The 12,745-nt window shown below is 48.6% G+C and carries 9 protein-coding genes, 1 tRNA gene and 1 riboswitch; of the genes, 8 read left to right on the top strand and 2 right to left on the bottom strand.

Annotated elements, in window-relative coordinates:
* Window positions 1-30: 30 nt before the first annotated feature.
* The gene (locus PPG34_RS03475) at window positions 31-618 is read left to right on the top strand and encodes a cell wall hydrolase (RefSeq protein WP_313831747.1); all 588 of its coding nucleotides are present in this window, start codon (window positions 31-33) and stop codon (window positions 616-618) included.
* Between the two features lie 402 nt (window positions 619-1,020).
* Here PPG34_RS03475 and PPG34_RS03480 read toward each other — a convergent pair whose 3' ends face one another.
* Window positions 1,021-1,923, bottom strand: a complete 903-nt coding sequence (locus PPG34_RS03480) for a sigma-70 family RNA polymerase sigma factor (protein ID WP_313831748.1) — start codon at window positions 1,921-1,923, stop codon at window positions 1,021-1,023.
* Window positions 1,924-1,952: 29 nt separating this feature from the next.
* Window positions 1,953-2,047, bottom strand: a riboswitch (cyclic di-GMP riboswitch).
* A gap of 408 nt (window positions 2,048-2,455) precedes the next feature.
* On the opposite strand from PPG34_RS03480, the gene PPG34_RS03485 reads away from it, so the two are divergent.
* The 6 genes from PPG34_RS03485 to PPG34_RS03510 all read left to right on the top strand — a co-directional run bounded on the left by PPG34_RS03485 (window position 2,456) and on the right by PPG34_RS03510 (window position 10,898).
* Window positions 2,456-3,193: a tetratricopeptide repeat protein gene (locus PPG34_RS03485; protein WP_313831749.1), complete on the top strand. Its 738-nt coding sequence runs from the start codon at window positions 2,456-2,458 to the stop codon at window positions 3,191-3,193.
* Between the two features lie 50 nt (window positions 3,194-3,243).
* The gene (locus PPG34_RS03490) at window positions 3,244-7,635 is read left to right on the top strand and encodes a DEAD/DEAH box helicase (protein ID WP_313831750.1); all 4,392 of its coding nucleotides are present in this window, start codon (window positions 3,244-3,246) and stop codon (window positions 7,633-7,635) included.
* A 217-nt stretch (window positions 7,636-7,852) separates the two neighbouring features.
* Window positions 7,853-8,557 carry a chlorite dismutase family protein gene (locus PPG34_RS03495; RefSeq protein WP_313831751.1) on the top strand — a complete coding sequence of 235 codons (705 nt, stop codon included), beginning with the start codon at window positions 7,853-7,855 and terminating at the stop codon, window positions 8,555-8,557.
* A gap of 290 nt (window positions 8,558-8,847) precedes the next feature.
* Window positions 8,848-9,363, top strand: a complete 516-nt coding sequence (locus tag PPG34_RS03500; protein WP_313831752.1) for a hypothetical protein — start codon at window positions 8,848-8,850, stop codon at window positions 9,361-9,363.
* Window positions 9,364-9,458: 95 nt separating this feature from the next.
* Window positions 9,459-9,686, top strand: a complete 228-nt coding sequence (locus tag PPG34_RS03505; RefSeq protein WP_313831753.1) for a hypothetical protein — start codon at window positions 9,459-9,461, stop codon at window positions 9,684-9,686.
* Window positions 9,687-9,707: 21 nt separating this feature from the next.
* Entirely contained in the window at window positions 9,708-10,898 is a 1,191-nt protein-coding gene (locus PPG34_RS03510; protein ID WP_313831754.1) for a hypothetical protein, read from the top strand.
* 136 nt (window positions 10,899-11,034) lie between these two features.
* Here PPG34_RS03510 and PPG34_RS03515 read toward each other — a convergent pair whose 3' ends face one another.
* Window positions 11,035-12,276, bottom strand: coding sequence for an EAL and HDOD domain-containing protein (locus PPG34_RS03515; protein ID WP_313831755.1), 1,242 nt, complete (start codon window positions 12,274-12,276; stop codon window positions 11,035-11,037).
* A 333-nt stretch (window positions 12,277-12,609) separates the two neighbouring features.
* On the opposite strand from PPG34_RS03515, the gene PPG34_RS03520 reads away from it, so the two are divergent.
* Window positions 12,610-12,685, top strand: a tRNA-Met gene (locus PPG34_RS03520).
* Window positions 12,686-12,745 lie beyond the last annotated feature (60 nt).

Raw genomic sequence — 12,745 nt, forward strand, 5'->3', positions numbered from 1 at the left:
AAAAGATTCAGTATAGTGGAGAAACTTCCTATGAACACTACGATATTAACTTCCCCCCACGTGAGAACACTCATCACTGGCCTGATCGTGGGCACCTTGATTCTTGGTGTTTTTCCTTCGACCACAGCACCAGGACTTAAAGCCCAAGGGCTCCTCATGGATTGGAGCCCGCGAACTTCTCTAGCCTCAATGTTGAGAAAAGAAGATTTGCGACAACATTACCCCTCCCCCGACGACCTCGCCGCATTGACCATTTATCTCGAGGCACGGGGGGAAAGTTTTGCAGGAAAGATGGCTGTCGCGGCTGTTATTCGAAACCGGATGAAAATGAAATATCAAAGTGATGGGACGGTAAAAGGAACGGTTTTGAAACGTAAACAATTTCAACCATGGAATCGTCAACAACCTCACCAAGTCCTAGCAAAATTTAATAAACAGCGAATGAAGGACAGCCTTTTGGCCTGGCGCCTTGTCCAAGATGGGCGGAATATCGTCCATGGGGCTCTCCTGTTTTATAATCCTCGCATTGCTCGAACCCCTAAATGGGCTAAAGTCGGTCATAAGGTCGCCACGATTGGTGGACATGAATTTTATCTTCCCTCTAGAAATCAGACATAACCCTCCCTTACGTAGACAATCCACGCCTTTACATTTTTCTTAAGATTCGGATTTTTAATTTTTAAAACGAAGGCCCACCAAACCGGGGAGGTTCAGAAAACAAGGAACTCAGGGATTGTCCGAAAGGTGGCTTTAACGGAATAAATGGACGGTTTTTGCAAGAAGGGCATCGACCTTGAACGGAGTGTTGATCATTGGAACCCTTTCCTAAAATCTTGATGGCAAAAAAGGTGTTTCGAAAAAATCCTTGTGAAGGCATTCCAACAAAACCACAACTTGGACAGACGCACCGTAATTCGTGATTCCACTCCATATTGACCTTTATTTGCCTATTGAGAAAACGAAGGAGGCGCTAGGCCTCCCAATTTAAGAAAGTTCTTGAAGGAATGGCTTGTTCATGGACTAAGAATGCTCTTCGCCTTGAATATCTGCTCCCATGGTCAATAATTCTTCACGTAGTCGATTTAAGGCATCTGCATGGACCCGACAGATCCCAGATTCCGTAAGGCCTTGAGTTTCCCCGATCGCCTTCATCGTCATTCCCGAAAAATAGTATTGTCGAACGATCGCTTGTTGGCGTTGCGGCAGACGAACAATCGCAGCCTGGAGAAGATCTCCAACTTGACTAGAAATACAGGCCGCGAGTGGATCGAGTTGATCTTTGGCTGGCAGCATATCTTTGAGGGTGCAGGTTTCATCTTCTTCACCCACATTTTCATCAAGACTTAATACCGTTGCTTCTTTCATGAGATTATCCCCCATTTCTTCTGGAGGAATGCCCAACAACTCGGCAATTTCATCCTGGGTGGGTGGACGCCCCTCCTTACGTACAAATTCCTCCGAAGCTTGTTGGAATTTTTCGATTCGGGCACGGACGGACCTGGGCACCCAATCCATAGACCGAATTTCATCAAGCATGGCCCCGCGAATGCGATACTCGGCAAAAGTACGAAATTTAATCTCACGAGTCGGATCAAAACGTGTCATCGCTGACAATAGGCCCATAACTCCAGCGCTAGTCAGGTCTTCAACATCGAGGGCTGCGGGATTACGAAGTACAAGTTCCGTGGCAATCCTACGAACGATAGGAAGAAAATCACGAACCAATTGGTCGGCATCTTTTCCGCAGAATGCCGGATCAAAGGTTGGACCCTGTTCTCCAGGAGTTTCCTTTACCGATACAGGAGGGACTGTTCGTTCAGCCCGCTTTCCTTTGAGTTTGAGGCCACCTACTCGATGTCGATACATCCTGTAATACCCTTTATAGATAAAAAAAATGCCCACCCCTCGAACGAGGATGGGCATACTTCAAATCCAGAATCTGCCGTCTCCAGTTCGGTAACCAGACGTACCCTTGGGTGACGTACACCCAAACCCAGGTCTCTTGGCTTTGCGCCCTACCCTCTCGAGCAGTTTGCCTTTGTCACCTGTGCGGTTCTTTATTTCATGAAGGGGAGACTCTCACTTTTTCCAAACAAATGATTCATTGCTTTTGTGTTCACATGATGGTCATCATGTTCCATTCACCATAACCATCAAGCCTATTGCGGCTCACTGTTGCATTGTCGGAGAAATTTAAAAAACCATTAGCTTTTTAATCCCCTGACACCATCCGCCAAAAGGACAACACAAAAAGAAGGGCCAAGACCTTGATTAAGCAAAAATAGGAGGCAAAAAAATCTACTATGATCGAAAAACATGGTTCTATCCGGGAATGGACCATTGAGTGGAATGAGAGCTCCTTTGGATTGGCCTCTGTTTCTGTTACACTTTTCCTTAAAGACCGAAGGCCACAACGATAAATTCGTCTTACCGCCAAACTAGGATTTCATGAACAATGACTGATTGGCGACAACGGACACCAACCATCGTGACCCCTTACTTTCTAAGATTGATTTTTCTCCTGCTCATGTTTTATCCCGCGCCGGGGATAGCTGAAACAGAAAGTTGGGAAACCCTCAATACCGCCGGGATGCTGGCCTACCAGGAAAAAGATTTCATTACAGCCAAAGAACTTTTTGAACGTGCACTCCAAACCCTCGAACGAGGAGAGCGTCCGGACCCACATGCCGCCACCACCTTCAATAATCTTGGCGCCGTCCATGAACGCCTGGGAGAATACGAACAAGCCGAACTGCGTTATAGAAATTCCTTGGCCGTGATAGAAATCATCCAAGGCCCAGACCATCCGGATATTGCTATGGGATTGAACAACCTCGCATCCATGTATTTTTCACTACAAGCATTTGAAAAGGCAGAGCCTCTCTGGCAAAGAGCTCTTACCATTAGCGAAAAGATTTTAGGCGACCGTCATCCACATTTGGTTCAGCCGCTGGTGACCTTAGGCATGGTCACGCAAGCACAAGGCAAATTTGACCAAGCCGAGCCCTTGTATCTTCGTGCCATTCGCATTACCGAGCATGCACTCAACCCTCAACATCCGAGACTCATCCCTTTATATGAACGGTATGCCACGTTACTTCACCAAGCGGGACGACCTGAAGAAGCGGGGGTCATTGGTCAAAAAATTGAGTCGCTTCGTACTGCGAATGCAAACACTTCTGACCACCAGTAATTTGGAATGAGATCGTTCTAGAGTTTTTTTGAAATCATACGGAAGCATCGATGGGAATACCCACAATTGGCAACGTTCCTCGGTCACCTAAGGGCACCGCCAAAGGGCCACTGACAGATTTTCATCCCATCATTGCCGACTGGTTCCAAGAAAAAATTGGGGAACCCACGGACGTTCAAGCCGCAAGTTGGCCTGCGATTTGTTCTGGAGAACATGCCCTTATCGCAGCCCCCACGGGATCGGGAAAAACGTTGGCCGCATTTCTGGCCTCACTGGATTCATTATTTCATCAAGCCCTTTCAAAAGATCTCACCGACCAAACTCAAATCCTTTACGTCTCTCCACTCAAGGCCCTCAGCAATGACGTCCAAAAAAATTTGCGTCAGCCTCTTGCTGAAATCTCGGAAAAATCCTTAGAGGCCGGGCTGCTTCTCCCAGAAATTAGAGTGGAAGTGCGTACCGGCGACACCCCCACAAAAACACGGCAAGACATTTTACAGCGACCACCACACATTCTTATCACCACACCCGAATCATTCTTCCTTTTACTCACGGCGCGGAAAAGTCGTGAAATTCTTCGCACCGTACGAACGGTCATTATCGACGAAATACATGCGCTGGCCGGAAATAAGCGCGGGTCTCATTTAGCGCTTTCGTTGGAACGTCTCGATGCCCTCACACAATCAAAAGCCAATCGCATCGGGCTATCGGCCACACAGAAACCACTCGATGAGATCGCGCAATTCTTAGTGGGCGGGACCACACAGATCAGCAACCAAGGACAAGCGGAGTGGGCGGCAAATCCTTGCCACATCGTCAACATGGGTCAACGACAAGATATGGACCTCGCAATCGAAACGCCAAAGGACGAACTCGGGGCGATTGCAACAAATGCGATTTGGGCTGACATTTATGATCGTCTCATGGAGTTAGTGCAGGAACACCGTTCAACCTTAGTGTTCGTGAACACGAGGAGATTGGCGGAGCGGATTGCTCATCACCTGACGGAACGATTAGGGGAAGAGGTAGTCGCGACCCATCATGGCAGTCTCTCGCGCAAGATACGATTGTCTGCCGAAGAGCGGCTAAAAACTGGTAAAACACGCGTTGTCATCGCCACAGCATCATTGGAGCTTGGGATTGATATTGGTTTTGTGGATCTCGTGTGTCAAATCGGTTCGCCCAGAGCCATTGCCACGTGTTTGCAGCGAATCGGGCGGGCAGGCCATTGGGTAGGTGCCACTCCCAAAGGCCGCCTTTTTTGCACGACCCGTGATGAACTCATGGAATGTGCAGCACTGGTTCGCGCCATTCACCGGAGCAACCTAGATCGCATCATTATCCCCGAACATCCCAAGGATATTTTGGCCCAACAACTGGTTGCTGAAGTTGCCGCACAAGAGTGGTCAGAGGAGGCACTCTATCAACTCATCACCCAAGCTTATCCTTATCGAAATATTTCAAAAAAAGAATTTGATGAAGTGCTTTCCATGCTGGCTCACGGCTTTATCCCCAATGGTGGCAGACAACACGCGTATCTTTTTCATGATCGCATGCAAGGACAATTAAGGCCCCGAAGAGGAGCACGGCTGGCTGCGATTACCTCCGGTGGGGCTATTCCGGATACAGCAACGTATGCGGTCGTAGCAGAACCTCAGGGCATTACCATTGGAACCGTCGATGAAGATTTCGCAGTGGAAAGCCTAGCTGGCGACATCATTCTGTTGGGCAACACGTCCTGGCGTATTCGAGGGGTAGAAACCGGGGTCATGCGTGTGGAAGATGCACAAGGAGCCCCACCCACCATACCTTTTTGGCGTGGAGAAGCCCCATCCCGAACCTTCGAGCTTTCTCAAGAAGTCGGAGATTTACGGCAAGCTATAATCGACCAACTCAATCTAACGACAACCACGCCCCCCTCTGAACTCTACCCGAATCTCGACAACATAGCCTGGCTGGCTTCCGAATGCGGGGCGGATAACCGTGCAGCCTCTCAAATCATCGCCTATCAACAATCGGGCCTGAAGATGCTCGGAGCCGTCCCAACTCAACAAAGATTAATTGCCGAACGTTTTTTTGATGAAGCCGGTGGCATGCAGCTTGTTATTCATTCCCCCTTTGGCGGACGAATCAATCGCGCATGGGGCATAGCCTTGCGAAAACGTTTTTGTGTAAGTTTTGACTTTGAGCTTCAAGCCGCAGCCACTGACGAAGGCCTGGTGCTCTCCTTGGGAGAAAAACACAGCTTCCCCTTGGAAACGGTGTGGTCCTTACTCCATTCCAATACCGTGCGTGAAGTCCTCACCCAAGCCGTGCTGCAAGCCCCTATGTTTCTCGCTCGCTGGCGCTGGAATGCCTCTCGGGCCTTAGCCCTCCTACGTTTTCGAAATGGCACACGCGTTCCCCTTCACCTGCAACGCATGCGCGCGGAAGATTTGCTGACCGCTGTCTTTCCCATGGCTACCGCATGTCAAGACAATCGTCCCCCAGGCAATATCGAAGTACCCAATCACCCCCTAGTTCAAGAAACGATTCGGGATTGCTTGGAAGAAGCCATGGACATCGATGGACTAATAACCATCTTGGAAAAGATTGAAACCGGGACCATACGATGCATATCCGTGGAATCGCCTGTACCGTCCCCGTTTTCTCATGAAATTTTGAACGCCAATCCCTACGCGTTTTTGGATGATGCGCCTCTGGAAGAAAGGCGCTCCCGTGCCGTAAACATGCGGCAAATGTTGTCACCGGAAGAAGCAGCCACAGTCGGCGCCTTGGATGCAAACGCCATTGAGTCAGTCTGCAAAGAGGCATGGCCTATTGTTCGAGATCCTGATGAATTACAAGAAGCACTCCACCTATTGATGTGGGTTCCGGAAGACCTTGTCCAACCTTGGAAGGAATTTCTTCCTGCGTTACTCGACTCTGGCCGCGCTCATATTCTTTGCTATTCCAGCCTTCAAGGAGAGTCCCAAAGCCCCACCACATTCTGGGCCATTCCCGATCACCTTCCTCTCATCACCAGAGCCTGCCCTGGGGGCATCACTTCTGAAACAATTACGGAATATGCAACTGATACATTTTCTGGTGATCAACTGGAAGCACAAACCGCCATCGTCCGAAGTTGGATGGAAGTGATTGGTCCAATCACGGCAACGGAGCTCGGCACCAAGCTACGATGGCCAACCCAGACCATCCACACGGCCTTCCAACAGCTTGAGGCTCAAGGCCAAATCCTCCAAGGAACTTTTAGAGGTTCAAGCGAGAAACCCGTTGGGGAGGTTGAGTGGTGTGACCGCCGATTACTTGCCCGCATTCATCGGCGAACCGTGGTTTCCCTCCGTCGCGAGATCGAAGCCGTTTCCGCGTCAGACTTTATGCGGTTTCTGTTTCGGTGGCAGCACGTAGCTCCAACCGCCAGACTTCATGGAGAAAACGGTTTGCGTGAGATCTTGCAACAACTTTCGGGATTTGAAGCAGCAGCTTCTGCCTGGGAACCCTATCTACTTGCCAGCCGCATGGGTCGTTATAACCCAGAATTATTAGATTACCATTGCTTACGTGGCAACGTGACTTGGGGGCGCCTCACTCCACCAACAATGGACAATGACCTGACCAGCATCAAACACAAAAAGCGGATCATCCCCACGAGCCTTGCCCCGATTAACGTTTTTCCTCGCGAGGATGCCGAATGGCTACTCACGCTGGCCCGGCATACCCCGAAAGGCACGCAAGCCCTTCTTCCAGGGAAACTTTCTGCGCTCGCGCAAGCGGTCTATTCCTTTCTCTCACAAAGAGGCGCCAGCTTCTTTGGCGACCTCACCCGAGGAACGGGACACCTTCAGGCTGAAATCGAACAGGGTTTGTGGGAATTGGCCAGTGTTGGCATCGTAACAGCAGACGGCTTTGACAATCTCCGTGCTCTTATCGACCCCAAACGTCGTCGTGGAATTGGCCGTCAACAGAAACAACGCCCTCGGAATACTATTGGACGTTGGTCTTTACTCACAATTCATCCTGATGAAAGGGAAAAGGATGAACCAGTGCTCAACCCCACCGAGTCCTGGGCCCGTCAACTTTTGAAACGCTACGGCATTGTGTTCCGAGATTTATTGAAACGTGAATCCCTATCCGTCGCATGGCGGGATTTACTCATGATTTATCGACAATTAGAATTACGTGGAGAAATTAGGGGCGGACGGTTTGTGGCAGGTTTTACGGGTGAACAATTTGGATTACCCGAGGCCGTCGAAGCTCTTCGTGCCGTTCGCAAAGACCCACAAGTAGGCGCCCAGGAAATTCACCTTTCTGGATCGGATCCTCTCAACCTGGTCGGAATTATTCTTCCGGGAGATCGCATCCCCGCCCATCCTTCTCAACAGGTCGTCTACCACAATGGGGTGCCTATTGTTTCCCAAGCACTCTCAGTCGCCTTGGCCTAGAAAGACATGACCGGAAGTTTTTGGCTATAGCCGATGGTTTTCGGCACAAATTTTCCTAAAACTCTGTTTGTATAATTGCTTTTGTTTTTCAAAATGCGTCTCGGCCGTTCGTCCGACATCAGCTCTCCCTGATTGCGTTGACAATGCCGCCGGAAAATTGATAGATACGCAGGTCGGTGTCTATGAATGAATTTTAGCTCGTCAGGGAGGGTTTCTCATGGCTGAAGGGAAAGAACCAGCCAAACGGCAATTCGTCAATTTTAGCTACCATAAGGTCGATCCGGCCTGGCGAAGACTCCCGCAGGATGAACGTGAGGCGGGCAAGCAGGAATTTATTCGTGCCGTTGAGGAGTTTACCGGAAAGGTCATTATCGTCCCCTATACCACGGTTGGCATTCGCGGCGATTGCGATTTCCTTCTGTGGAGAATTTCTTATGACCTAGAACTGTTCCAAGAGCAAATGACCAAGATCCTCTCCAGCGGACTTGGCAAATATCTCACCACCCCCTATTCCTACCTTTCAATGACCAAGCGGTCGGTATATGTTGATAACCATGTCCATGAAGGCCAGGATAGTCGACGTTTAAAAATCACCCCTGGGCGAAGCAAGTATATTTTCGTCTACCCCTTCGAGAAGACACGGGAATGGTATTTGCTCACCAAGGCTGCCCGACAAGGGATGATGGATGAACATATCGAGATTGGACACAAATACCCCTCGGTAAAATTGAATACCACCTATTCCTTTGGCTTGGACGACCAAGAATTCGTGGTCGCATTTGAAACTGACCATCCTGAAGATTTTCTTGACCTGGTGATGCATCTCCGTGAAGCTGAAGGAAGCCGCTATACCAAACGGGACATTCCGATCTTCACTTGCATCATGAAGAGCCTAAAAGAAATGGTTGATACTCTGGGCTAACCCCATTCGACACTCTTAGGCCAGCAAGATCCTTTGTCTCTTTGATCCTGTCTTCTAGTTTCTTTGTTCGAGGGAATCGGCAAGTCTTTTTCCACTTGCTCGAGTCCTATTCCCTCGATATCTTTCAATTCGACATGACTTCCCCCTCGAATTCCTTACCCTCAGACCTTCCACGCCCATCTCCAATGGGAGCCACATTATCCGCCTTCCTACCCGGACTCGGACAACTTTATCGAGGACATACCACTCACACGGCCTGGGTCTTTTTGGCGGGAGGACTTTTAATATGCATGACCTGGGGATTGGGATTTGTCGGGGGCCTTGGGAGCCAAATATTTTTCGCGATGTTGATCATCCTGCCTTGGTGGTGCAACCAAGCCTATGCAGCCTATCTGCCTCACCCCTCAAGCCAATTCCGAGCATTCCGCACCGCTTGGGAACGTGCCCATGACATTCGATATCTCGGTGGACTTTTTCTCGTCACCGCCATCACCGATCTCTACATCATTTTGGTGAATCCTGATTACCAGTTGTCGGTGTTTTGCGAAAAACCTTCTGGAGTTCCTGGTTTTTTCGCGAAAGCTCAATCTCCGGCGCTTCATGTGGCCATCGGCTACGGATTTCTTAATCTTCGACGTTGGTCATTTTTTGTCTACTTAGTCTATGCCGGTTTTGGGCTTCTCAATGCGACGACCAATTTTGCTTGCTTTGGATTTGGCCGAATTCGAACCGTTTTCTTCATTTCATTGGTAGTCTTTACGGCCTACGTGATTTGGCGTAGACATTGTTTTCCCGTAACCCATTGATGCTTCTCAAAAAACCTCTCCTGAGACCCACACTTTTTTTGACAGACTCGCTGCAGGTATGCTATCCCCAAAATGGTCTAGGAATGGGAATCACCATGGAACAAACGCCAGAACAAGAAAAGGATATTTTGTTTGCCACCAGGGATAAAGATGGTGCCGTAACCCTCTATGCCGATGAAGAATGGGCCATTGAACGAGGTGCCGATCCATCAAATCTCCATATGGTCGAAATCCCTCGAGAGTTATATGCCAAAGGGACTATCCAAGAAGTTCGGGAGTTTGTCGCTTCCTATCTGGAAGAACAGCAAGAACAATCCTCTTAACAATACCGAGCACTGTAGATAATGACCACTACGACACAAACCTTCTCTATTCCCAAAGAAGACATCCAAGCAGCTATTGATTCGCTCAGCGTTCAAAATCGAACGATGATTCGGTTATTGCTCCTCCAGTACCAAAATTTGGAAAAAGAGGATATTGAATATATGGCCACAGACCAACCGGATTCCCGGTTCATGGCCGGCGGTCAGCCCACGGTTAAACCCTCCATTGGGGAGGCCATTCGGGAAGTGGGTGCCCGTGCAGAACAATACAGAAAGCTCTTTCGTCAAAAACGAGAACGTCCATCCCTACAGATTGAATGTCTCAAGAAACAGATGGCACTGACGGATTCAGCCATTCGGGCAGCAGAAGGGTTACTCACAGATAGATTTCACGTGGACCCGGTGACAATCAAAGAACGGAAAAAGGCCGCAATTTCCGCCCTGCCAAAACCGGAGATTCGCCGACTCAACAAAGCCTGGGATCTTGATGAAATTTCCGAAGAAGATTATCAAACCACCAGACTCCTGATTGAATATCAGACCTTACTCCGCCGTAAAGAACGTCAACAACGGCGCCTGAATTTCGCCCAGAACGAATTTGAACATTCGGGACTCAGCCCTTTACAAGACCATGAAATTGCTCATATCTGGGGCATTCCACTTGGAAGTTTATCTGGACGAAAAGTGAAGGCCATGCATAATTATTTAACGACCCTGCAGAGCCGCCTCGAAGCAGCCAATGCTATGCCAGACCCCATTGAGGGCCGTCCCGATTTGTGGCGTGAGACCATTCGAACGCTATCTCAACAACCCGTAGAACGGTCAGTGGTCAGTTTTATTGCAGGAATTGAACGAACAGAAGAACTGCTCCTTGAAAAACTCAAGACCCTCGCCGAAGGGGAAATGCCGGAAGAATTGGAATCCAGCTTTTGGCAACTCATCGCTAGAATCCACGATTCCGAACATAGTGGTCCTTGGAGCAATCATGCTCGATCCATCTTCGCCCTCCAACGGTTATCAGCCACATTGTCTGATCTCGATCCGACCCTTGAAGAATTCGAGGACACTCTTTTGAAAATCATCACTCCGCAGGCCAAAGGTGAAGCCTTGCCGGCCCCTGAGCAACAAGAAAAAGAAGTAGAACTTGGAGAACAGGCACTAGGGGTCTTAAATGCCTTTATCGGAGAAATTGACGACAAACGCTCTGGATAGGCTTCGCGTATTTTCCCCCTTTGCTTTCATTTTCCCCCGCATCATGTTTGCGTGCCAAAACACGTGAACAGTACAACACTCCATGGATGCCACCTGAGCACAAAATTACCTATTGATAGAATTTAAATGAAAAATATTAACTTTTAAGGAGAGGGATTAAATAGGATGTCCAAGAAATAGATTCCAAGTAGGCTGCTTTCACAGTTTCCACTTCCACACCGTGACATAACACGGTATCCCAATCGCCACGCTCGTAGGCCAGAACACATTCCAAAGTGCGCCCCAAAACTCCCTCTTGTTTCAACAAGGCCTTTCGAATATCTGTGTCGAGAGGGAGAATGGAAATAATGTCATTCATCGGTTGATCCAGGAGCCCATCCAGAATTGAAAAAAGCCCAACGGTAAAATAATGATCTACTTCTTGAACATGATGAGCCAAGGCCAGCTGCTCACACATCCTTGCGCGGACGATACCGGTTACAAGCAACTCTACGGGTTTGTCTTCGATTCTCGTCAGCATCAGCAAACTGGCCCACGTCCGAAGCCGATTGGTACCAACCATGGATATGGCCTGATCAAGAGAATCAATGTATTTGGGCATTTCAAAATACGCAGCATTGATGTACCGCAATACTTGGGCCCCAAGGGAAAGATCCTTTTGAATCATGCGCTCTAACTGCGAGAGGCCAAGAGTCGGCTCTTGAAGCTTCGTCAAAAGGGCCAGGACCGCCATTCGATTAGCCGGCATGGGTTTTGCTGAAATCACCTTTGGCTTACAAAAAAAGTATCCTTGAAAATAGTCAAATCCTAAATCACAACAAAATTCAAATTCTTCATAGGTTTCAACTTTTTCTGCCAACAATTTCACTGGGTATTCCCGAAGAATCTCCACATGGTCTGAGACAGTTTTCTTGTCGAGCTGCAATACATCCACCTTGATAATATCCGCCAACTCCACCAGTGGTTTCAACGAGTCGTGATACACAAAATCATCCAACGCAATGCGATACCCCAGCGTTGACAGTCGCCGAAGAGCTTCCATCAATTCGTGGTCCATGCCCATATTTTCAAGGACTTCCAGGACCACCCGATCTTTTGGAAGAGCCATGCAATAGCCCCCGAGCACAAAATCCCTAGTCAAATTTATAAATGCCAAATGGTGATCAACAATAGAATCAAGGCCAATTTCTACAAAGGTATTAAGCATCACCTGAGCTGTGGCCGCATCCCCATCCGTAAAGGAGGCGCGATTGACTTCATTGTTTCGAAACAGTAATTCGTAGGCGAACACATCAAGCGACCGCCCATAAATCGGCTGACGCCCGACAAAGGCCACATGGGCATCCACATCTTTGGGGTGAACGACAATTTCAGTCATCTATACACTCCTGAACCCATCATTTGAGAAATTGGCATTCTTAATAGATTACCAACAAATTTCGATTGTTACTAATTGTTACTATATGATGAATCAATCTACTTTATTTCCTTTTTTGTTGTTCCATTATACGGGATTTGATGAATTTTGGCGGTACGCTATTTACAGCAAACATTTGCCCTGCAGTTAAAGCCCTATTTGTCGATTCTTAACATTCTCCAAACCCGAGAATTAGAAGGACAAATTTTCAGGAAGATTTGTCCCACCGCCCTACCCTATGATATAGAACGGGGAGCTGGCCAGATTCAGTTTCTTCAACAGACATATCACGTTGGCGGTGTAGCTCAGGTGGTAGAGCAGCGGACTCATAAGCCGCGGGCCGGGGGTTCGAGACCCTCCACCGCCACCATTTCTTCTCCTGACTGTATTAGACGAAAAATTTGAGCGGGACAATAAAGAGACGGTGTGG

It is taken from the genome of Candidatus Nitronereus thalassa, assembly GCF_032191465.1.
Taxonomy (GTDB): domain Bacteria; phylum Nitrospirota; class Nitrospiria; order Nitrospirales; family UBA8639; genus Nitronereus; species Nitronereus thalassa.

What these genes read in the sequence shown, in the direction of transcription:
- PPG34_RS03475 (WP_313831747.1), top strand. Translation starts at nt 31, where the DNA reads ATGAACACTACGATATTAACTTCCCCCCACGTGAGAACACTCATCACT.
- PPG34_RS03480 (WP_313831748.1), bottom strand. Translation starts at nt 1,923, where the DNA reads ATGCCCATCCTCGTTCGAGGGGTGGGCATTTTTTTTATCTATAAAGGG.
- PPG34_RS03485 (WP_313831749.1), top strand. Translation starts at nt 2,456, where the DNA reads ATGACTGATTGGCGACAACGGACACCAACCATCGTGACCCCTTACTTT.
- PPG34_RS03490 (WP_313831750.1), top strand. Translation starts at nt 3,244, where the DNA reads ATGGGAATACCCACAATTGGCAACGTTCCTCGGTCACCTAAGGGCACC.
- PPG34_RS03495 (WP_313831751.1), top strand. Translation starts at nt 7,853, where the DNA reads ATGGCTGAAGGGAAAGAACCAGCCAAACGGCAATTCGTCAATTTTAGC.
- PPG34_RS03500 (WP_313831752.1), top strand. Translation starts at nt 8,848, where the DNA reads ATGACCTGGGGATTGGGATTTGTCGGGGGCCTTGGGAGCCAAATATTT.
- PPG34_RS03505 (WP_313831753.1), top strand. Translation starts at nt 9,459, where the DNA reads ATGGAACAAACGCCAGAACAAGAAAAGGATATTTTGTTTGCCACCAGG.
- PPG34_RS03510 (WP_313831754.1), top strand. Translation starts at nt 9,708, where the DNA reads ATGACCACTACGACACAAACCTTCTCTATTCCCAAAGAAGACATCCAA.
- PPG34_RS03515 (WP_313831755.1), bottom strand. Translation starts at nt 12,276, where the DNA reads ATGACTGAAATTGTCGTTCACCCCAAAGATGTGGATGCCCATGTGGCC.